The following is a 23,623-nucleotide window of genomic DNA, read 5'->3' on the forward strand; positions in this document are numbered from 1 at the left end:
ACATGTATATAGTTATATAACATTTGCTTGAAATAACTAGAATGTTTTTTTATTAAGATAGTTACCCTTTGAGGGTTTCTATATACTCGATTATTCGAGTTGATATGGTGCTATCATACTTAAGAACTCTTATAAAGTCTCTTACATACCCGTTTGATATAGTATATTTATAAGAACTTCTAAACAACCAAAAATCTCAATAGCACCTACAAAACACTCTATTCACTAGGGTGTTTTTCATTTAATTCAATTAAAGATCGTTTTTATAAGAAAAGACATTATGTAATAAGGTGTTGAGGCGGTTTTCCTAATGAATTATTGATACCTTTAGTTAAAGAAATGGTTTGTCAAAATTGTTTTGTATCATACCACACACATTTGAAAGGTTATTGGTTTTTCGTGTAAGATATGTAATAGGAGGAGTAATGTTGGTATCAAGAAATGATGAAATAGATAAACTTCTGTCGCAGTATGAACAAATTAAGGATCAATCTGCACTTTGTATGATTACTGGACCTGCAGGTGTTGGTAAGACTTATTTATTTGAGTCTTTTATACAGGAAATTCAATCATCTTATATTTATTGTTCATATCAACAGCATGAACATGCTTCTTTTGATGTTTTAAATCAAGTCATTGAGCAGAGTGTTAAAAGGATTTTAACACTACCTGTAGATATCTATACCTATATCAAACACAAGCTATATAAAGACATTGGCAAAGATCTTTCTTTGATTACATCCATTTGTCCTTATTCAGAGATACTTCTGGGTACTTACCCGAAGAAGAGTATCAACTATAACCATATGAAGTATAGACTGAGAAAGGTCCTTTCTTATTACTTTAAAGTTGTAGCGGATGTCTTGCATCCACTGGTTGTCTGTTTAGACAACCTACAATGGGCAAATGACGTCTCTTTAGACATGATCACCTACTTTGTAGGAAGTGCCTATGACGTGAATGTCCAGTTCATTTTAATATCAAGAGATGAAGAAATTAGGCTTTCTAAGCTTGAAGTCTTAAACTTTTTATCTATTGAGTTAAAGCCTTTTACATTGGATCAAGTAGACTTATATGTCAAGCATGTGGTTTCAGATGACCTTGTTAACTCAGAATATCTGGTAAGACTCCTTTACAGTTTAACGCTGGGGAATGTCTTCTATTTAGAAAAGCTTGTACAGCTCTTTATTGAAAATGACTGTATTTCTTCTAAAGATGGGGTGACATGTTTTGACGTTGATCAGTTAGATTCTTTAGAAGACATCAGGTCTTTTATGATGACAATCATCGATGATTTTTCTGAAGAGGACTACAATGTTTTAAAAGTACAGTCTTGTTTAGGTTCAAAGGTTGATAGAGACTTACTAGAAGATCTATTAGACATGGACTTTGATGATTTTTACAAAAGACATGGTATTTTATTCAATGACAATCAAATACACAATATTGTGCTTGAAATGGTTTATGAGGGTCTCTCTGATAAAGAAGTTCTTCATTACCAAATAGCAGAGTACATGATGACCTATCAGTATCCAACCCTGACCATTACTTATCACTTACTTAAGTCGTATCTTGAAAACGTTAATAAGAAAAACTGGTTGCCTGTTCTTTATGATGCTAAAGATAAGATTCAGAAAAGAGAATCTTATGAGTCACAAGAAAAGCTTTTAGAGTTTATTATGGTATTAGAAACTTCTGATGATTTAATAGAAAAGAATGAAATGGATCTTATAGAATGTTTGATTTTTTCTGGTAAGTTTAAAGAGGCGGCTCTTAGACTTCTGAAGTATAAGGAATCTATACATGTCAAACAGCAGTATTTAAACCTTCATGTTCAAGAAGGCAAACATGACTTGGCTTTACAAAAAGGTCATGAAATATTAGGTCTTTTAAACTATGAGTTTTCAAGTTTTGATCATAAGATAGCTGAAAAACTATCATCGTTTTCAGTTGATAATGTGCTTTATGATGATCGTTTGATTAGTGTCATTGAAACACTGACTAGAATGCTGCCGTCAGCCAATATCATAGACCAAAGTGTTTTTATGAGGATACTATTAGAACTAGGCCATATATCACTCCATCATGGTTTTCATAAAGAGTGTATCATAGGCATTGCTGCTTATTCGTACATTATGATAGCTGTATATGGTGATTATGAAAAAGCTTATGAATTTTATAAACTGACACTTGATCTACTAAAAGAGGCAGATGATAAGGTAAGTGCTTCTGTTTATCCTTTTATAGGGACCTTCCTTTGTCATCACTTTGAGCCATATGATAAATGTCTTGAAGTACTAGAGATGTCTTTAGATATCAGTGATTTAGTTGGTGAGAATCACTATTATGATTATACAATCATCTCACTAACCTATGTGGACCTACTGTCATCTAAGGCCATATCTCATGTAAGACAGAGGTATAACAATCGATTATCAAGGTCTGACCAAAATGACAATACCGTTAAGTGGATAGAACGCCTATTAGATGAGTATTTAAATCATTTACAAGGAATAGACTATGAAGCAGTTTCTTTAGAAGGCAAGTCCTTTGAAAAGAATGATAACAGGTACCTGGCTTTCTATTCCTTTAAAATGATGAAGGCTTGTCATCACGGTGACTTTGATGAATCATACATTTGCTATAATAAAATGGCTGAAACCCTTCATACTTTAAAAGGTCACCTTATGTATGAAGAAGTTATCTTCTTGTCAGCTATTACCCTGATGCATGTGAGTTCTAACCATGAGATGATTGATGCATATATGAATGAGTTAAAAACAAGTGCTGACTACTGTCCTGAAAACTTTCTAGAAAAGTATAAGCTCCTTCAAGCAGAGTATTATTATCATGTAAAGGGTCAGCTTCTTCATCAAGAACACTATCGTCAAATAGCTGAGGAATCTCTTTTAAAACACAACTATGCCTTAGCGGGCTTTATCAACCAGCTTCTAGCTGCTTATCAAAAGGGCAAGTTTTCAGTGCTCTATAATGAAGAAGCCATGACTTATTATAATCAATGGGGTGCATATCACTTAGGTCAAGATTATAATGCTATAGATGACCAGATGTTGTCAGAAACACTTGATAAGAGTGTTGTTTTAATTGACGAAGCTGATGAGATTTCTTCTTGGTCAAGGTTCTTTGATGTTCTTAACAATCTCTATGATTTAGATAGGGCTGTCGTTCTCTTTGAAGAAGACCATGCCCTTCATGTGGAATACGAAAACTACAAGGGTAAATTTACAGAGTATAAGACCAAGACCTCCATCTATGATGTGGACCATTTATCTAGAAAAGTCATACGCTACGTCATGAGATCTGGTGAAATGGTTATTATAAATGACAAACCTACAGATGGACTTTTCTTAGAAGACTTGTACCTTCTTAATAAAAAAGAAATATCCGTCCTTTGTATGCCAATTGTTTATATGGACATCACCATAGGTGTTTTGTATTTAGAAAAAGAAGCTACCGGTGGTTTTGTAGATTTTGATACATCACTTATGGAAGGCATGCTGCCTATGGTTTTATTTAAAAGAAGAGCCATTAACCAGCGGGAATCAAAAGAGGATGTCCATCATAAGATGATTGAGACCAATCTCTCTATTAGAGAAATTGATGTATTAAAGCTGATGGCTCAGGGCCATTCCAATGACCTTATTGCATCTGAACTTGGTGTATCCTTGGGCACTGTTAAATCGCATGTAAATAGAATATACGGAAAGCTTGAAGTTAAAAATAGAATTCGAGCAGTCTTAAAAGCAAGAGAGTTAGATATTATTGCCTTTTAAACAAATGTGCAATGAGAGCTAACTCTCTTTTTTTTGTTTATAACTTTCGGTTGATGTAAAAAAAAATGATTTCTATAAACTCTTTCTTAGGAGGTGGCAGTATGTACTTAGGTGAGATAAGACGATTTACATACAATCAGATTCCAGAGGGCTGGTTGCCTTGTAGTGGGGAATCTGTAGAAATCAGTGATTATCCATTCTTATTTATGATGATTGGACATCATTATGGCAAACAAGATGATTTACATTTTACCTTACCTAATCTAAATGATGATAAGTTGATTTATTGTATATCAACTAAAGGTAAGGTAAGAAAACCTTATGGTTATAAAGAAAGGATGGGAAAATGAAAAAATACTTCATATGTTTTGTTTTGGTATTTTTAATGATTGTTAACATGTGTGTGTTTGGTGAGATACCAAAGATAGTGTTAGATTTTCAATATGCTTACAATATGCAAGAGAATGCACCGATTGTTGATTTAGATTTAGGAGATAATCTGGGCATAAGTGTGTTGTCAGATAGAGACTTTACACCTTTGGCAGGGAGCGTAGTTGAAGTCAATGTTCTATCAGATGGTCAAGCACAAACAATGACAGGTATAGTAATGGATGAGGCAACAAGAGCAAATAACTATCCCATGCTATTACCATTTCCTGAAGTGCTTGCTATAGAAATATCAAATGGTGAGTTGCTTAGTGTAAAGAATACAAATGTGGAGATTGTTTCTGTCTATTTACCTTCAGATGATGAAATATATCCGATTTTGATGAATTTTCCAAATGTTTTTTTTGTAAATAAGTATGAAGAACCTGTCCTGGATTATAATGTAACAAGTTTAAGTAGTCATTATTATCAATCCATTAATCCAGATGAAATAGATCTTGATGCAAATATGGATTTAGGTATTCTTTTAAAAAATGATTTAGTAAATGCGGACGTTGTTGGTAAGGATGTCAATGTAGGCGTCTTTGTTGATGGTCAGGATAAAGTAATTTCGGGACTTATATTAAGTGAGCAAGTTTTTATTAGTAACCATGATACTGATACAAGAGGTGCGGTGTTACTAGAGATTTCAAATAGTGAACTATCTCGTGTAAAGAACGGAAGAGTTACATTTAAGTATTTTACAATAATTGAAGGCACAACCGATGGTAAGGATATAAGGTGCGATGTAGCAGATGATACTGATAACTCAAGCTTTTATGTGGTAGATGAGGCACATGTTACATCAGCTGTTAATCTAAATCCAAAAGAAGTTTATACATCCAATGATCATTTATCATTCGAATTGACTTTTGATAAAGCAGTTACTTTTTCTGATGTAAATGTTGATGTGAATCTTGAATGTGATGGGGAAATGCATGTAGCTTCAGGTATTATTACACCACTTACAGATACAAGTTGCAGATTAGATATCACTTACGATGGTCTTGATTTATATGCACCTTATTCTGTAAATTTAAACTCACTCAGTGGTCAATATGAACCAAGTCGAACCACAACAGTGCAGCCTTTTTTATCGACTTGTAATGTTAATATTGACAATACTCGTCCTGAGTTTATTAATCTTGATCCTAATTATCTTCATGATTTAATAATGGTTATGCATTTTGATGATGAGAGTATTTATTATGGTGATAGCTTCGATGCTCAAATGGAGAATTATCATGTTTATTTAGCAGTATCTGAAGAACCTATTACAGGAGATATTTCTTATCAGGAGTTAAGCTCAAATTTAAATTGGGGAAGTACTCCTGATGGTGATGGTTATAGAAACTGGGTTGATGTCACCTTAGATATGGATGACCAGGTTCTTAAAGATGTAAAAGGCACTGATAAACCATTTCATTACTATTTTAAGATTGTTGACCCTATAGGAAACATGGGTTATGGTCATGCTTACGTTCGATATGATGATGGCGGCCCTAATATTGAGATGAATGATTATCTAGATGAAAAAAGAAATCAGTTGATTGATTTTAGTGTGGATGATACAAAGCTACATACTGTAGGATTTGTTATTGAAAACAGTAAGTTTAAGCTTACCTATTACAATGATTTTGTTAATCCAGATTGGAGAGACCATATCTATGACAATGCTGTCACTTTATCGACTGATACCTTGTCGCTTTATGAAGGGGTTTTAGATTTATCTAAGATGCAGACTGTCCTTGCTGATGAAGTGATACAAAAGGGTACTGAATCATCAGATGGTTATTTAAAGTTAGAGACGGATAAGTATTTGATTACACTAAATGCTTTTGACGGAATGGATCATTCTGACTCAAAGACAATTACAACTTACATTGACATAACAGATCCATTCCTTACTGTACAGGAAGATGGTGAAAAAGGTCATATATTATCAGTATTTGATGAAAATGGTTACGATCCTTACAACAGAGATGTAAACATCAAGTTTGAAGTTATAGATGAACAAGAACAAATTGTTTATGCAAAAGATGACATCAAAATTCCAATAATTACGCCATCATCGATTTCGTTCCCTTATGGCGATTTATCGCCAGGACAATATTCAGTAAGATTTACCGCAAGTGATTTGGCTGGGAATCAAATGATTGTAATTCCTGAAGAAATGATGACGGTTTTAGCACCTCACTCTATCCTTGCTTCTGGTAACTTCCATACCAATGGTAGACCTTTAGATGTGACTTTAACAACAGATGCAAAAGATGGTTTAGAATACCGAGTTCTTTTTAAAGGTGATGTTGTTCTTGATTGGAATCAATTACTTACTGATACCAAAGAAATAGACCTTACATTAGATTTTACAGGACTAGATCAAGGTGTGCATAAGTTTGAACTACAAAGTAGATATCCAGGCAATGGTGGTTATGTGACTTCAGAGTTAGTAGCATATAACCTAGTTTATGATACACAAGCTCCAAGTGGGTTGGTTACCTACTCGACAAATGTCAATGTAACGTCGCCAGTTATTGCAACCTTAGTAGATATCGTTGATAACTATACAGATGAAGTTATTGTTGAAATTGCTAAAGGTGAACAAGTGACACCTGACACAAAGACAAAGATCATTTTGTTTTCTAATGATGAAAGGGCTGAGTTTGTTCTTAGAGATTTAGCAGGTAATGAAGCACGACTTTCGGCTCAAACAGATAAGATTTTATCAGATGTTAAAGCAGAATGGTCATCACTAGATCCTACTAATCAGTTTGTGAGTGTCCACTTAGAGTTTATCAATTCTAATGAGCCAGTAACACCAGTTAGACTTTTTAAAGATGATGTGGAATTGACTGGTAATGTGGTCAATGAAGTAACATTCTTTGATTTAAGTGAGAATGGTATTTACAAGTTTGTTTATGGAGATGAAAACAAGGTTAAACTTATCAATCTTTCGTGGATTGATAAAGAAGTACCAAGTGTAGAAAACTTTACTTATTCTACAGTTGAAATGACTTGCGAACCGGTTCTTTTAAGAGTCAATCTGAGTGAAGTGGTCAACTATGGTGTTTACAGTGGAGATACATTAAAGGCCAGTGGCCAATCGAGTTTAGTTGAATATTCATTTAATCAAAATGATGTGGTTGAACTAAGAGTTGAGGATTTGGCTGGCAATACGAACACCTTTACTTATGAAGTTAAAAATATTGACAAAGAAGAACTGATCTTAGATTATACGGAAAATAAAATCTATTCACGAGCAGGTAAATTAAAAGGTATAGAATATATCTTTACTGCCAACAAACCATTTAGATTCTATGGTGGTCACCCAGACCTTGCAAATACACATAAGGTTTATTATGAAGAAGATGGTGACTATACAATTACTGCTTATGATGAATCTCGTAACAAAGACACTGTTACTCTAACTGTAAGTGGTTTAGACTATGGACGTGCAACTGCAGACTTAGACTACTCTACACTAAAATTGACACGAGAAGATGTCATTGTGACTGTTATAGGTGAAGTTGAGGTATTAAACAACGATGGGGATCCAGTTATGATATGTACGCGTAATGGGGATTACAGCTTTGCACTTGTTGATGCATGGGGCAACATATTTGAAAAGAACTTTACTATTAATAACATTGATAAGTTACCACCTGAAATATCTTTTACTCCATATGATAGCTTAGTAGTTAACTACGGAGCGGACTTCTTCTTAGAAGAAGGGGTACATATCTATGATGAGCATGATGGTATCATCAATGATTTTATTATAGATGGTGGTTTTAGTAGCAAAGAACCAGGTGAATACTTTGTTTTCTATGGTTTCAAAGATTTAGCAGGTAACCAAGGATTTTATAATAGAAAAGTAACTGTATTAGATTCTAGTTTAAATGTTGCTATTAACGGTCAACTCAACTTTGAAACACTGTCATCTAAAGATTTACAAATAGATGTTTACAACCCGGAAGGCGATGATGAAATTCAAATGGATTATGGCCTACATGGTACAGGTCACTTTAAATCGAAGAAGTATTTATGTGAAGACAAACTGTCTTTAGAAAAGGGTGGTTATGTTACTGTTTATGTAATTGATAAGGAAAGAAATTCTAAACTACTAACGTTTTATGTGTTTGACTAGGAGGTTAAGGTGAAAATTATACGTAGGATATTTGTAATATTGTTAGTCTTACTCCAAATCACTTCTGTTGTATTTGCAGAAGGTGTCGTAGTAACAAATGGATTTGTAGAGTATGAAGTAAATGAAGAGGATGGTCGATTTTCTATAAGAACAGAAACGGGTTCGACTTATCTTCCTGATGATGATCAGCCACTATTGTATGAGGCTTTAAGTCCAGAAACATCGTTTACAACCTTTATAATAGGTGGTAAACCCTATATATTTGGTCATGATTATGGTTATAAAGGCATGGTGACCAGTTTTGAACTTATGCCAAGTAATGGTCTAACTACAGAAGCAAAATGGACCATTGATGGTATAGAAATTATACAGAAACTGATTGCCAGTGATGAAGAGGATCATGCTGGGAATGTAAAAATAGTGTATGAAGTCAACAACACGACAAACAAAGCCGTATCGATTGGTTCAAGAATCTTACTTGATACCATGGTAGCTGCTAATGATGGTTCGCCAATAGTACTAGACAATTCAGAAAGAATCACTCATGAACATGCATATCTTGGTGATGATTTACCGATTGCTTGGAAGGCTACAGACAAAGATGTGGCTAAGACGACAGTTGCTTTTGGTCTATTAAGTGGTTGGAGAGACGATGTCAGATCTTTGAAACCAGATGAGCTTATAGTAGGTCACTGGGAAGGTCTATCTAAGACCTTGTGGGATTATGAAATCAATGAGGAACTAGACTTTACCAGTTCATCTAATATCTATGGTTCTAGTGATTCGGCTGTAGCAATCAAATGGCTTCCCAAAGAATTAAAGTCTGGTAAGTCTGTATTTTATGAGACTTATTATGGCATTGGTAAGTTTGCTACAGTGGCATGTGATTTTCCTATGGACTTTTCACTAAATGGTCCTGATAGAGTTCACTTAACGTCAGATCTTTCTAAATACCATGAAGACAAGATTACGATTAAAGGTTTTATCGGTAATGATTTAGAGGGCTCTAAAGACCTTGTCAACGCAAAACTTAGCCTGGTTTATACTGGTGCAGGTTTAACCATGAATGACTCGGATAAGGTCATTCAACTAGGTAGGCTTAATGCTGGTACACAAAAGAACTTTGAGTTCACATTTAGAACAGAAGAAATAAACTTCTGGGATATCGTCAATTATGAAGTTGTATTAAGTGCAGATAACATGACTCAGTCTCAATCTCGAAATGGTTTTGTTATGATACCTGCTTTATCCGGCCAAGTACCTGAAATTATATTTACAGATCTAGCTCCTAAAAATATCTATTATCAAGATGATGATAAATCATTTTCTATTATTGGTTCGGGTCTTAATACATTGAAAACCAAAAATTTGGTCATTACATTAAATAGTCCTGGTGGTATCTATACAGTGCCAGAAGGCGATCTTGAAATTAAAGATAAAAAGATTACAGTTAAGTTACCAAGAAGCTTTGAGAACCTTGGGTCATACCGAGTAACTTTAGAGTATGGCAATACTGAACGCGTGACTTATTCACCTTCTAGTCAATTGGTTCTTTCTTCAGATGACAAGTACATGAAGCGTTCTTATGGCGTTTTAATGGTCCTAAAAGAAGGCGAAGGCAACATGGTTGAATATAATATTGTTGTTGAAAAAGACCCTGAAGCTTTAGCTAAATATGAAAAAGATGAAAACGGTGAAGACAACGAAGACTTACTCATTACAATCAAGGGTAATATTGTGGAGCAAAGTGGCGTTTATACTGTTCAATCAAAAACAGCACTATTAAACTCAATTGTTGCTGTGCATACTTTAGATCCACTGTTTGATGATTATATGACAATCGAATATTCAGAAGTGCCGATTATAGGTGGCAAGAATGGTGTTTCTATTTCTGGTGCGGGAACCATGACCCTTGGTGATTTCCCAATTCACTTAGGACCTTATGAAATATCTTTTACAGATACTTATGAAAAAGAAGATATCACCATAGAAAGACCCCTTGTTTATTCAAAGGGTATCGGTGTAGCTAACGTCCTTATAAGTAAGTTACCTATTAAACTCAATGAAGCTAAGTTAGGCAACCAACAAGTATCTTTAGGTGGTGAACTGGATGTCATTGAAGTGGTGACAGGTGCTGTAGAGTTTTTCGAGGAAAAGGAAGAAGAACAAGAAAAAGATGAAAACAAGGATGAAGACAAAGAGGAAGAGGAAGAAGAAGAGGATGATGATGAATTAGAAGTTTGTTTATCTATTGATGACTTGGTTTTTAAGGTTGAAAATAATGCCATCGTATTTGGTGGTTTTGCAGCAACAGGTAAATTTGCATTACCATCAGAATATGCAGAAAAAGTTATTCCAGGTGGTGCACTAGATATTGGTGCAGAAGCAGAGATTTCTATAGATACGACAGATAATAAGTTTGATTTAGACTTAGAAGCAGGCTTTGACTTTGAAGTTATTGAAGCAGAAGCTGAAATTGCATTAAAAACTGCTGAATTCTATGGTGTACCTTTGATCATACCAGACACAGTAAAAGTATATGGCGGGGGCGAACCGGGTATTCCATTAATTCCAACAACGCCAGTGGCTTATCTCAAAGGTCTTGGAGGTGGTTTCTCAAATCTATACGATACCATCACGTTAAACTTCAAGATGTTGCCACCACTGGCTTTACACGCAACAGCATCCGCTGACTTGTTTAAGGTCTTTGCTGTAAACAAGGCCGAGTTGACAGTTTCTATGCAAAAGATTGGTCTCTTTATTGAAAGTCTAGCGATTAGTAAACTGGATATCTTTAGAGACTTAGAGATCAACATGACTGTTAAAGATGATCCCTATTATCCGGGTGTTGCTATGAATGCAAGAGGTGGTATAGAAGTAGATCTACACTATGTAGCTCTTAATGGTACAGCAGGTTTTGTTGCTAAATACGATTCTGCTTACAATGGTCCATTAGGTCCAGTTTATCTATCAGGTGATGCATCTGCAGATGTTGGGACTACAGATAAGATGTTCTGGCCACTTAAGAAAAAGAATTTGGGAAAAGTACTCTTTGAAATTAATACTGATAACATTTTTGGTCGGGCTAAGTTCTGGATATTCTCAATCTCAATAAGATATGCTTGGGGTGGTTCGCCAGTCGTTGGTACATCGCTTGAAGAAAGTGGTGCCTTGGTATCTGAAGCGGTTTACAGAGATGGTCAAAATGTCGGTCAGTTAACCATTGGAGAGAACATCAGTAAGATCTATGATTCTACTAAGACCAATGTTGTAACCGTATCCGATGTATCTGGAAACCAGTTTAACAACCATATGATCAATGTCAACAATGGTGACAGTATCCTCTTTGGTGTGGAGTATTTTACGGATCAACCAAATGTGATTGTTGTCAGACCAGACGGTACTTTATTTGATATTGATACACCAAGAGAAACTGATGAAGAATTAGTAGAATTCTCTAGTGACGGTGATAGAAAATATGTATTAATTGGTATCCACCATCCTGAAAAAGGTGGTTGGCAAGTACGTTGTGCTGATACCATCATCGTTGAAGGTTATTCATTTGCAGCTTTGCCAGAAGTTACTTTAACAGAAGCTAAATTTGAAAACGACCAATTAGAAGTTAAATGGGATAAAGTCCTTGTAAATAATGAAACCATTGTTATGACACTGATTAATAAAGAAACACAAGAAAGATTTATCTTAGATGATAGAAGTGTTCTAGCTTCAGCGTCACAAGGTAGTTATGGATTGCCGGTAACACTTCCAAGTGGTAATTACGATGCAAGACTTCAAATGATAGATCATCAAGGTGCGGTCTTTGGTGCAGCAATAGATGTTGGTGCTTACACAAATGCAAATCAACCATCTCAAGTGGCGAACTTGCAAGCGACTTATGCAGGTAACGGTTTGTACAAAGTTTCATGGGATCAAGTATTAAACGCAGATGGTTACTATATCGATGTCATGAAATGTGAAAATGAAAGCGAAGATTGGTCATCAGTCATGACTTACAATACTGAGGAAATTGAAAACATTATTGGCGGTACCTTCAATATGAACACTGGAGAAGTCAGTGGTGAATCTATGTTCGAGCAAATGGGCATGGTGCCTGGTGAGACTTATAAGATAGGTGTTTATGCTTATAAGATGGTAGACGGTCAAACCGTTTACTCTGAACTGAATGAAGTGACAAGAAAGGTTCAGAAACCTCAAAACATTGATGTGGACTACACATTTGAAGAGTTTGACTTAGTAGAGATGACAACTGAAAATGGTCTTTCTATAGAAGCCATAGACAGTGATCTACCATATGCAACCAATAAGTCTGTCATTCAGCTCAAGCTAAAAAAAGAAGAAGGTATGACTTATGTAGTAAGACTTAATGGTACTTTGGTACCGTTTGATCAAGCATCTGAAACATACTTATTCCACCTAGTGTCTGGTGATAATCAGTTTACCATTAGGGCCATTCATGAAAGTGGCGACTTTACTATGGTCGGTGATGTCATTAAGTATGATGATCAAGCGCCAACACTTTTTATAGAATCGCCACAACCGGGAGACCTTGTGGATGATATCATCATCAAGGGTCATGTAGAGATTACATCTAGACTTTTAGTAAACGGTAAAGAGGTTTCTTATAATGAAGATGGTACATTTGAGTATCTAGACAGCTTTGATGGTCAGCTTTTTAAGACCATCCAAGTAGAAGCACTTGATGAAGTTGGCAACTCTGCCTTATATGAAGCCAGCGTCATCAACAACAAGCTGAATCATATGAACCGTCTATCGCTAGAAAACGAGCGTATCAACTTAAGCAAGGGTGAAAAACATCAAGTAAGAGCCTTTGTCTTAGATGATGAAGGTAATAAGTTAGAAGTTAATCCGGACATGCTTAACTGGACTTTACTAGAAGATAATGATGTTGTAGATGTCGAAAATGGCATACTTACAGGTCTTAACAAAGGCCAAAATGCTGTCATTGCACAACTAGTTATATCTTCTGATTTTGCACTGTCTGATGCTGTTATGGTGACAGTCGGTGGCGAAAAAGACATCCTAGAGATTGTCTCATCTGTAGATTCTATTAATCTATCAAGATTTAGTTCATATGAGCTTGTACTTTATGAAAAAGATGCTCATGGCAAGCTTTATCCACTCAACAATGGATTCGCGACCTTTGAAGCAAATAACTCAGGTGTTAGCGTTAGTGAAGAGGGGGTTATAAGAGCCAATAATGTCGGAAATTCAGTGATTACCATTACTTACTTGTTCAACGGCAAGGTCTTAACTGAAACCGTCAGTGTAAGGGTCACGGGTGGTAGTAGCAACAATGATGACGACGATGATGACGATGTTGTTGTTCGTGTGATTGAAGAAGAGGAAACACCACTGAGTGATATCCAGTTTTCAAGACCATTCATCTCGGGTTATCCAGATGGTACTTTTAGACCTAGCAACTTAATTACAAGAGCTGAGGTAGCAACCATATTTGCATCTATTCTAGAGTTAGATATTGATAATGCAAAAGCTCAAAAGTATACAGATGTACCTGCTAGTCATTGGTCATACCCATATGTACAGGCTATATCAGAAGTTGGTTTGTTCGGTGGCTATGAAGATGGTTCTTTTAGACCTCAAGCACCGATTACAAGAGCTGAAATCGCTCAGGTATTTACAAACTACTGGACATATTCTGAGTTTGAGTTTGATGCATCAAGTAAGATTCTCTTTAAAGATGTGACTGAATCACACTGGGCTATAGGGGCCGTAAACAGGATGATCAATTCTGGCTTGTTTATAGACTATGCAAAAGTCAATTTCAAACCAAATGAACCAACGCTTAGAATTGAGTTGATTAGAATGATCAACAACCTACTCGGTAGAAAGTCTCAAGAGGGTGAAAGTCTCTTCTCTGATATTACAGATAACTATAAATACATTGGTGATGTCAATTCGGCATCAAAACCATATGCAATAACTGATCAATAGGTTTAAGGCATCTTCGGATGCCTTTGTCTATTTAAGTAGTTTGAGAATGATTTTTTCTTATGTGTTAACTGCTTGCACCTTATATGAATGATTAAGTGTTTATTTGTACTAAGCTGTTTAAATTACTGGGTTCTGAGGGTATAATGAATCTTGTTGAAATGATGGGAGAGAGTTATGGATTATGGTGATATTAAAAGATTGGTTTTAAAACAGAGGTCTAACTTTAGAAATGTTTATGATGTGGACATCAACTTTGATAGAAGAACCTATCATGTGGTCCATTATAAGCAGGAAAGACTTGTAGAAGGTGTTATGGATCCTTCTAAGATAGCTTCTTACAAGAAGCAGTTAGAAGACTCTAGAATACTAGAATGGGAAAACAGGTTAAATGAAGCCAGTTTTCAAGAGGACCAGTTTTGGGACTTGTATGTATATTCTTCTGATGAAAGCTTTAAAGCTTATGGCTGTAATGGCTTTCCAGCTGATTGGCAATTACTTCATAGTGGTATTCAAGAGATTATTAAGAAGACAGAGTTATGATGATTCATGCTCTTCTTTTTTTGCGAATTTTGGTTATATAACAAGATATATGGCTAAATAAGATAAATTGTTATAAAAACAATCATTATAACGTATGCTTTAATAGGTTATAAAAATAATTTAAGGAGTTATAGAATGAAAAAGATTATAAGCATCATTATACTGGTTCTTTTGGTTAGTCAAGTGACATTAGGAGAGTCAGCCCTTGTTGAAGTGACATTGCCGGGATTTGACATTGAGTTAAATGGTACAAGTATTGATAATACGACTGAAGAGTATCCTTTTATCTCATATAACAATGTTACTTATATTCCTATGACGTGGAATTTTTCTAGAGGTTTGGGTTTAGAAAGTTCATGGGATGCTGAGAGGGGATTAAGCATAAAAAAGTCAGAATCAGTAGAAGACATAGAGGTCGGTACAAATGGTAATAATGACATGTCGGCTTCTTATCAGGCTTCTTTGGTATCTTTTCCTGTAAGTATCAATGGTATGGCAATTGATAATGCATCAGAAGACTATCCACTTTTATCTTTTAGAGACATCACTTACTTTCCTATGACTTGGAAGTATATTGTGGATGAGTTTGGTGGTGAGTCTAAGTGGGATCCTAGTACAGGACTTGTTGTTAAAACCAATAAAACTGTCTCTAGAGACAGTGTGAGTTTTCATGGCATCACTGATGAATATAGAGATATACTTCAAGAATGGGTTATGTATATGAAATTCGAAGATGCTTCTTGGTGGTATTCTCTTGTGAATTATTCTGGTAGAGAAAGACTAATGGGTGTTTTCCAATACAACTATGGTTTAGAAGTAACAAATATTTTGGATGATGCTTCTAAGGCAATTCTATTGGACAAGAGTAAGTGGTCTAAAAATATCAAAGAGATTAAGTTTACCAACAAGTCTTTAGAAAACTACTTAAACGAAAGATGGGAAATATTCTCTCCTTATACAGTTGATAAGATTGGAAGAGTAGATGGCTTAATACTTAGAGAAGATACCAATTTGACATCTTTAAAAGATTTGGAAAAGTTCTTTAATCTAGAGCAAATAACCATAAGAGGTTATAAGGGAGATGATTTAGATAAACTGAGTACTTTTCCAGCGATCGAATTGTTAATCTTATCAGAATTAGCACCGAGTGATTTGACTTTTGTAGAAGATATGACGCAATTAAAAGGACTTCATATAACAGGTGTTAAGTTAAGGAAGGACCTAGATTTAAGTAGATTAACCAACATAACAGGGATTGCCTTAAATAACTGTGATTTAGTTAATCTTGATGCATTAGATGGTTTGACTGGTTTAACACAAATTGATGTCAGAAATAACAAACTGACTTCATTAGATGGTATTGAAGACAATGAGGATCTTGAAATTGTTTATGCTTATTCAAATCAATTAACAGACATTGATGCCTTAGAAGCTTTAGATAAGATAACACACCTATATTTAGGGTCAAATAAGATTAAAGACATCACAAGTCTAAGTGGTAAAAAACATTTGGTACACTTTGAGGCTAATAATAATGATATTGTAGATATATCTTCTCTTAAGGATTCAAAAAGTTTGGCTTATGTGGATATGATTGATAATGATGTTAAGGATCTTTCGCCTTTATCAGATTGCTCAAACTTGTACTTTTTAAGAATGATGGAAAACTCTATAAGTTCTTTAGAACCCTTGAGTAATCTTTCGAGTTTAAAAACAGCAAACTTTTATGACAATCCAATAAGTGATATAAGTCCAATTCTTGGATGCAGTAATTTAGAGAATTTTGATATTGGTGTAACACTGGTTAGAGATATTACAGGCATAAAAGAACTTACAAATCTTAAGCAGCTGGGCATGTATGGCTTAAAGTTAGATAAGATTGATGAGCTTGCTTATATGGATAACTTGATAGAGTTAAACATACCTGATAATTTAGATTTAACTCCTCTAACCAAGTTGACGAAATTAGATATTCTAACTTATAGAGATGTAAAACTTGATGTAATATTAAATCATTATGATACACTGTTGAAAATCATTAACAACAATCCTGAGATTAGTATATATACAGACTTTTACTGTCAATCTAATGATTTAGGTGACGGAGATAGATATAAGATGTATTCAGATGTTTATGGGGATTATAATCAAGTTCAATCTGGTGAGGCAAGAAAAACGGCTAATAAGCTGATGGACGCATACAAGAGTTTTATTAAGCCTGGTATGACAGACTATGAGAAGGTTGTTGCAACACATAAGTTTGTATTAGAAACTGTTGAGTATGATTATGAGAACTACTATTCTGGAAATTATGTCAATGTTGATTACAGCCCTATAAAAATTCTTGAGACAGGAAAGGCTGTGTGTGCAGGTTATTCAAGAATTATGGAGCTCTTCTTGGGTTTTGCCGATGTTGAGTGTGATTATGTGACAGGTGAAGTAAACGGTTCAGATGAAGGTCACGCTTGGAATATGGTAAAGCTTGATGGTCAGTGGTACCATTTAGATGCAACTTGGGATGATCGAGGTAGTCTTAACCCGATGGCCTGGAGCCTATTCTTAATATCAGATGATGAAATGAAGGGGTTTGGACAAAGAACCTGGGATTACGAAAGGTATCCTACTTGTCCAGATAACTACTAATTTTATGGGGATGTTAATACATCCTCATTTTTGTTGCATTTTGAGAATCTATAGGAGGGATATAAAAATATCTGGCATAATATGCACTTTATATGCCTATATATGCTTTTAGATTTAATTTTACTAGGTCTATCTGATAATCTGTATACAGCCATATAACATTTTGAAGTAACAAAGTATACTTTGTTTCTTTAAGAGGGCAGTCAGTTTATAGGGAAAAACTTTTAAAGTTTTCTCGAAAAGGCAAATGATGTGAAAGCATCATACGCAAAGCTAAAGGGCCTAAAGCGAAAGCCAAGGTAGCCAGTTATCGAAAGAATAATATTTATTCTTTTCAGAGGGCAAACTCGTTGTGAAGCGAGGACGCAAAACTATAGGGTCTCAAAGAGACAGCCAGGTGCAAGGGAGGGATGACCATGTTGAAATACATACCCGTTATCATAAATTTAAATGAACTGACTGAAGGCGTCTTAATATAAGATATAATGCGACTTTCTAAAGATAGCTATTCGAGCTCAGAATCGCATTGTATGCGGTCGAAACTCTTATTACCTCAACCACGTGTAAGACTATCAGCTTGACTAGGTACAAGGAGTTAGCATCCTTTTATAAGACGCTTCCTCTAATTTCGGTGGTAACCTTTTTAGGTTTCTATAAGCTCGTCTTCTCGAGTTGACGGTGTTATCTTACACGACTCTTATAAGTCTCTTACATACCTGTTTGCCTTTGGCAAATCATTATAAGACATCGTATACAACCAAAAATCTAGATAACACCAAAAAACACCTTACTCGTTAAGGTGTTTTGTTTTGATAGAGACTAATGGCTATGAAGAGTTGCTCATAAAAATCGTTGTTATCTTCCTTATAGTCAATGATATCTCGTATTCTTTTCAGACGATGTCTGATGGTATTCACATGCTGGTCCATTTCATCAGCAGTACGCTTAAGCTCACCTCTATTTTTGATAAAGGATTCAGCTGTTTCTAGAAGTTTGAATGAGGAAACTTTATCGTGTTCTATAATAGGCCCTATGATTTTATTTATGTATGCATCTGCCCAGTAATTCTTTCTTAAAGGCATGAGAAACATATCGATGCCAAGCATGTTAAAACTCAAGTCTCTTTGATAAGATGACAGAGCTTGTTGAATGCCATAAGTGATGTGATAAAGTTCGTGATGATCATCGCTTATACCGATTTTGAATGTTTCCCTATCGATACCTATGTTTTTAATGAGTGATTTAAGATAGCCATCTTTATGGATACACCTGTTAAAAGTATGGATGATAAAAATACCACCTTTGTACCTGAAGATGTTGTTGTGGATGCTATTGGCACCTTTGTTTTTCCTTGACCTAACATTTTGCATAACTGCATCAATCAGTTTCTTTTTTTCTTTAGTATTATTGGTTCTCGGTACTGCATAAGCACAGTAAGAGCTTTTTAAGAAAGAGCCATTGATTTCATTTATAATGGAGAGTGTTTCTTCTTTTTTAGGTCTATCATCAAGAATTCTATCAATCCTAGTCTCGTAGTATTTAATAAACTCTTTGTTTCTGATTTCGTCAGATACTGATACAATGATATCTTCAAAAGGAATATCATCAAAGAACATAAGTTGAATATGGTGTTTATTGGCATAATCAATAACATTTTCTGATAGTGATTGATAGTAGATGTCTTTTATGGCTATAGCAGATACTCTTTGCTTCATGAGTCTTATAAGAGATTTTTCTACTAGCTCGGAGTCGTCCTTGGCATACATAAGGGTCGTTATAACAAAGTCACCTTTTCTGAACAAGTCGTATTGGTTCTCTATAGCTTCATATTCAAATATACCAATAGAATCAATTTCATTGTCATAATATATTTCACTACCAACTAATCTCATATTCCGAAAGACTTCTAGTTTCATCATTTCTCTGATTTTAATCATAACCTCACCATTGTATCTTCCTACAAAATAATCTTATTTTCCTTGTATTTACCTTCATTGACTGAATATTTCTACAATGCTACCATTGACTTAAATTTAAGCTTAAATGATCGGATTGTCAAATATTAATAGGAGGACTTATATGAAATCTTTGATTAAATTTCTACCCATTCTAGCATTTGTTGGTATGTTAATGGGGGGAAATGATATCCTTATTGCTGCACCTACTGCAGTGGTATTGGCAGCGCTTGTTGCCATGTTTGTTCAAAAGCATTCGTTTCAAACCGTATTAGATAATGCCCTGTCAAATGTTAAAGAAATGGTTATGATATTCTTTATTATTATGGTAGCCTATGCTTTAGCAGAGGTACTATTAGCAACCGGTGTAGGTGCATCGATCATTACAGCAGCTTTAAAATTTGGTATAACGGCTCGTACAATCGCCATTACAGGCTTTTTAGTAACTTGTATATTGTCTATTGCAACAGGGACATCTTGGGGAACTTTTGCAGCCTGTGCACCAGTTTTCTTATGGCTTAATTACATAGTAGGTGGTAATGTGGTATTAACTGCATGTGCTATTGCAGGTGGTGCATGTTTTGGTGATAACATTGGTCTGATTTCAGACACCACAGTTTTATCTTCAGGTATTCAAAATGTACAAGTCATTGATAGAATCCGCCATCAAGGTGTTTGGTCTCTATTATGTGCAAGTTTTTCAGCTATCGCTTTCTTTGCAGCTTCTATTTTAATGGGGCTTCCAAATACAGTGGGAGATCCTAGTGAGGCTATTAATTCTATTACACCAGAAGCATGGCAAGCCATTGCAGATGCAAAGCCAGTAGCAGTTACACTTTTAGAGCAGGTACAAGACGGTGTTCCACTTTATATGATTATTCCACTGATTATTGTTATTGGCTTGGCCATTAAAGGTGTACAAACCCTTCTTTGTTTAGGTGCTGGTATTGTATCGTCACTTTTCTTAGGTATCTTCGCAGGTACAGTTACAAGCCTATCTGGTTCCTTTGACTTAATCACAGGCGGTTTTTCAACAGCAGGTTCTTGGACCATTCTAATGATTATGTGGGTGGCAGCCTTTGGTGGTATTATGAACTCTATTAATGCCTTTGAACCACTTGCTAAACTTGTGGTCAAGTTTGCTAAAAACATCAGACATCTTATGTTTTCAAATGCACTCTTATGTTTAATAGGTAACTTTATCTTAGGAGATGAAATCGCAGAGATAGTCACCATGAGTCCTGTAATTAAATCCAATACATACAAACACGTTAAAACGTCTGAAGAGAACATGTATAAATTAAGATTAAGAAATGCAACATTTGCAGATGCACTGGGTGTATATGGATCACAGCTGATTCCTTGGCATGTATTCATCATATTCTATACATCCATGGCAAATGCAGTATTTCCATTATATGAATTCCAAACATTCGACTTGATCAAGTACAACTTTATGGCTATGATAGCTGTTGTGTCTATTCTTGTATTAACTGTAACTGGTTTAGACAGATTTGTACCATTGTTTGGACTTCCAAGAGATTCAGAAGTAGAAATCATAGAGCATCCAGAAGACGATTTAGAAGCTCAAGTAGTTTAGGGAGGTATCATGCAGTATCGTGACATAGAAAAGGCATACGACAGAATAAAGGATTATATATACAAAACACCACTAGAAGAATCTATGTATCTAAGTGATGAGAAGTCTCGTGTCTATTTAAAACTGGAATCACTTCAGAAGGTTAAGTCCTTTAAAATTAGAGGTGCCTTTAGTAAAATGACTAGCCTTAGGCCTGAAGAAAAAGAAAAAGGTGTGGTTGCCATTTCTTCTGGCAACCATGGTGTTGCAGTCTCTTATGCAGCAACGGTTTTAGGGATTAAAAACGTTCAAATCATTGTACCTAAAAATACACCAAGGAGTAAGGTAGAAAGAATCAAGTACTTTGGTGGTAATGTCATCTTAGAAGGTGACAATTACGATGAAGCCCATCATTTTGGTGAAAAGTATATTAGGGAAAATGACTTAACTGAAATAGATGCTTACTATAAGGATCCTGATGTCTATGCAGGTCAAGGTACTGTAGGCTTAGAGATTTTAAAGGAAAATCCTAATATAGATACCATCTTAGTGCCTATAGGCGGTGGCGGCCTGATTACTGGTTTAGCAGTGGCAGCCAAAGCCTTAAATCCTGATCTAAAGATCATCGGCGTTCAGCCGGAAGCCTGCCCGGCCATGCTTATGTCTATGAAAGAAAATGTCTTTTATAAAGACTATCCAACAGCGCCGTCTATATGTGAAGCCTTGGTTGGTGGTGTTGGCCAGTTGGCTTTTGAAAGGTCACACGACTTAATCGATGAGATTGTCCTTGTTTCAGAAGACTATGTTAGAAAAGGTGTGAAGCATGTTGTTGAAAAGGAAAAGTTTATTGTAGAGCCTTCAAGTGCTATTTGTGTCGGCGCTCTATTACAACATAAGAGAAGCTTCGGTAAACATGTGGCCATGGTTATGTCAGGAGGCAATTTAGATGAAAGTCTTATGAATGAAATTCTTAATATGTAATACAAAAGACGCGAACGCGTCTTTTGTTATTTTATATCCAAATAGAGATCATCAATGGTAATAAGCCTAATATAATCTTTATCTTTTGCATAATCAATGAGGTTTTCTTTAAAACCAGATTTAGAGAATAGATAGTAATGCATATGCGCTTTTGGTATTAGAAGGCTTTTTCTGATTAATTCATCAAGGACTGATTTAGATAAGGGCTCCTTTTGATATTTACATTCGCAGTATAGACCAAAGTTTTCTCCTAAACCGACAATATCAATTTCTTCTTCAACCTTTGTTAATGGATTACCTCCCCACCAGGAGCCAGTTTCCAATAGAAATTCAGGAAAATAAGCTTGTCCATTTAGTCTATTAACATATTCTGTACATGCTATTTCAAATCGTTTGCCAAAGTGACTGGCCAATTTGCCTTCTATATAGTTTTCATAAACCTCAGCTTCTAAGTTCGTATCAAGAAGACTCTTATACCTATATGCAAAACGATAAATAAAGTCAAACAAAGCATCTGAAACTGAGTAAACTGTCTTACGTCTTGATTGTCCGCCAGTAGGTGTTTTTTTGTTCAAGAGATGGATATTTATGAGCGTGTTAATGTAATTTTGACCAGTGTTTGGTACGACACCTATTTTGGTATTAATCTCATTTGATTTGGTGTAGCCGTTTGAGACAGCTTCTAAGATGGCATTATATATAGCTGGTGATCGTAGTTCCTGTCTTATTAAGTTTGCAGGTGCGTTAAATAGTTCCTCTGAGGTATCTAACATTTTTTCTAGTATATTGTCTTTAATACTCTTGTTGGTTTCTAGTTTTTTTAAATATTGTGGAATACCACCTACCAAGAAGTAAGCTTCTAACTTATTTATATAACTGTAATTTTCTAGCATTTTTGATGCGTCGTAATAGTCAAATGGCTTTATAAACATTTGTCCTGTTAGTCTTCCAAAGAGAGGTGACTTTTCTGATAGAACCTCATTTTCCATAAAGCTAATAGAAGAACCACATAAGATAATCATGATATTGGTATTCATAAGCATATGATCAATTATATGTTGGAACTTTGATAAGAAGCCTGGATTATTGCTACTTAAATATGGAAACTCGTCAATGACGATTATTAATCTTTCTTTATGAGATAGTTTAATTAGATAAGAAAATATAACTTCCCATGAATTGATGAGACCTATGCCTGTGTTTATTTTGTTACCGTACAATTCAGATAGTTTTTCTAAGTTAAGTCGTTCAGTTGTTTCCTCAGCGGAAAAAAACAAATGATTTTTGTCTTTTGTAAACTCCTTTAACAATTCTGTTTTTCCAACACGCCTGCGTCCGTACAAGGCAATAAGATCTAAGCTGTCTCTATTGTAGAACTTGTTTAGAGTTTTAAGTTCATTTTTTCTTGCAACAAACATATTTACCTCCTTTTGTCCAGTTTAACACATTATATTATCGTAAACAATATTATCGTGTTAATATTGTTCACGATAATATAAATATAGTGTTAAGTCAGATGATACATTTACCTTATATTAGATTAGGCTTTTTTTAGCGAGGTATC

General features: G+C 35.1%; 10 protein-coding genes and 2 riboswitches. Of the genes, 8 read left to right on the forward strand and 2 right to left on the reverse strand.

The genetic code is table 11. The features are described 5' to 3' along the window. Nucleotides 1-425: 425 nt before the first annotated feature. From EZV73_RS22425 to EZV73_RS22450, 6 genes are all read left to right on the forward strand, one after another. Entirely contained in the window at nt 426-3,794 is a 3,369-nt protein-coding gene (locus EZV73_RS22425) for a LuxR C-terminal-related transcriptional regulator (RefSeq protein ID WP_240842684.1), read from the forward strand. 101 nt (nt 3,795-3,895) lie between these two features. After that, nucleotides 3,896-4,144, forward strand: a complete 249-nt coding sequence (locus tag EZV73_RS22430; RefSeq protein ID WP_240842685.1) for a phage tail protein — start codon at nt 3,896-3,898, stop codon at nt 4,142-4,144. After that, nucleotides 4,141-8,367 (forward strand): hypothetical protein, encoded by a 4,227-nt coding sequence (locus EZV73_RS22435; protein ID WP_240842686.1) that lies wholly within the window; start codon nt 4,141-4,143, stop codon nt 8,365-8,367. The genes EZV73_RS22430 and EZV73_RS22435 overlap by 4 nt, the downstream gene beginning before the upstream one ends. A 9-nt stretch (nt 8,368-8,376) precedes the next feature. Then, entirely contained in the window at nt 8,377-14,361 is a 5,985-nt protein-coding gene (locus EZV73_RS22440; RefSeq protein ID WP_240842687.1) for an S-layer homology domain-containing protein, read from the forward strand. A 174-nt stretch (nt 14,362-14,535) separates the two neighbouring features. Continuing rightward, nucleotides 14,536-14,901: a hypothetical protein gene (locus EZV73_RS22445; protein ID WP_240842688.1), complete on the forward strand. Its 366-nt coding sequence runs from the start codon at nt 14,536-14,538 to the stop codon at nt 14,899-14,901. Between the two features lie 135 nt (nt 14,902-15,036). Next, complete coding sequence (locus tag EZV73_RS22450; protein WP_240842689.1) at nt 15,037-17,544, forward strand: leucine-rich repeat domain-containing protein; 2,508 nt, start codon at nt 15,037-15,039, stop codon at nt 17,542-17,544. A gap of 232 nt (nt 17,545-17,776) precedes the next feature. Next, nucleotides 17,777-17,859, forward strand: a riboswitch (cyclic di-GMP riboswitch). Nucleotides 17,860-17,874: 15 nt separating this feature from the next. Continuing rightward, nucleotides 17,875-17,949, forward strand: a riboswitch (cyclic di-GMP riboswitch). 389 nt (nt 17,950-18,338) lie between these two features. Here the strand turns inward: EZV73_RS22450 and EZV73_RS22455 are convergent. Further along, entirely contained in the window at nt 18,339-19,481 is a 1,143-nt protein-coding gene (locus EZV73_RS22455) for a PucR family transcriptional regulator (RefSeq protein WP_240842690.1), read from the reverse strand. Between the two features lie 142 nt (nt 19,482-19,623). Here EZV73_RS22455 and EZV73_RS22460 point away from each other — a divergent pair, with 142 nt between their 5' ends. Both EZV73_RS22460 and EZV73_RS22465 read left to right on the forward strand, forming a co-directional pair. Further along, nucleotides 19,624-21,099 (forward strand): Na+/H+ antiporter NhaC family protein, encoded by a 1,476-nt coding sequence (locus tag EZV73_RS22460; protein WP_240842691.1) that lies wholly within the window; start codon nt 19,624-19,626, stop codon nt 21,097-21,099. A 9-nt stretch (nt 21,100-21,108) separates the two neighbouring features. Continuing rightward, nucleotides 21,109-22,059 carry a threonine/serine dehydratase gene (locus EZV73_RS22465; protein ID WP_240842692.1) on the forward strand — a complete coding sequence of 317 codons (951 nt, stop codon included), beginning with the start codon at nt 21,109-21,111 and terminating at the stop codon, nt 22,057-22,059. A gap of 26 nt (nt 22,060-22,085) precedes the next feature. On the opposite strand, the gene EZV73_RS22470 is transcribed toward EZV73_RS22465, so the two are convergent. Next, nucleotides 22,086-23,477, reverse strand: a complete 1,392-nt coding sequence (locus tag EZV73_RS22470; protein ID WP_240842693.1) for an ATP-binding protein — start codon at nt 23,475-23,477, stop codon at nt 22,086-22,088. Nucleotides 23,478-23,623 lie beyond the last annotated feature (146 nt).

The sequence above is a fragment of the Acidaminobacter sp. JC074 genome (assembly GCF_022496765.1).
Classification (GTDB): Bacteria; Bacillota; Clostridia; order Peptostreptococcales; family Acidaminobacteraceae; genus JABXKX01.

Coding starts and splice junctions, on each gene's coding strand:
- EZV73_RS22425 (WP_240842684.1), top strand. CDS start 426: ATGTTGGTATCAAGAAATGATGAAATAGATAAACTTCTGTCGCAGTAT.
- EZV73_RS22430 (WP_240842685.1), top strand. CDS start 3,896: ATGTACTTAGGTGAGATAAGACGATTTACATACAATCAGATTCCAGAG.
- EZV73_RS22435 (WP_240842686.1), top strand. CDS start 4,141: ATGAAAAAATACTTCATATGTTTTGTTTTGGTATTTTTAATGATTGTT.
- EZV73_RS22445 (WP_240842688.1), top strand. CDS start 14,536: ATGGATTATGGTGATATTAAAAGATTGGTTTTAAAACAGAGGTCTAAC.
- EZV73_RS22450 (WP_240842689.1), top strand. CDS start 15,037: ATGAAAAAGATTATAAGCATCATTATACTGGTTCTTTTGGTTAGTCAA.
- EZV73_RS22455 (WP_240842690.1), bottom strand. CDS start 19,481: ATGATTAAAATCAGAGAAATGATGAAACTAGAAGTCTTTCGGAATATG.
- EZV73_RS22460 (WP_240842691.1), top strand. CDS start 19,624: ATGAAATCTTTGATTAAATTTCTACCCATTCTAGCATTTGTTGGTATG.
- EZV73_RS22465 (WP_240842692.1), top strand. CDS start 21,109: ATGCAGTATCGTGACATAGAAAAGGCATACGACAGAATAAAGGATTAT.
- EZV73_RS22470 (WP_240842693.1), bottom strand. CDS start 23,477: ATGTTTGTTGCAAGAAAAAATGAACTTAAAACTCTAAACAAGTTCTAC.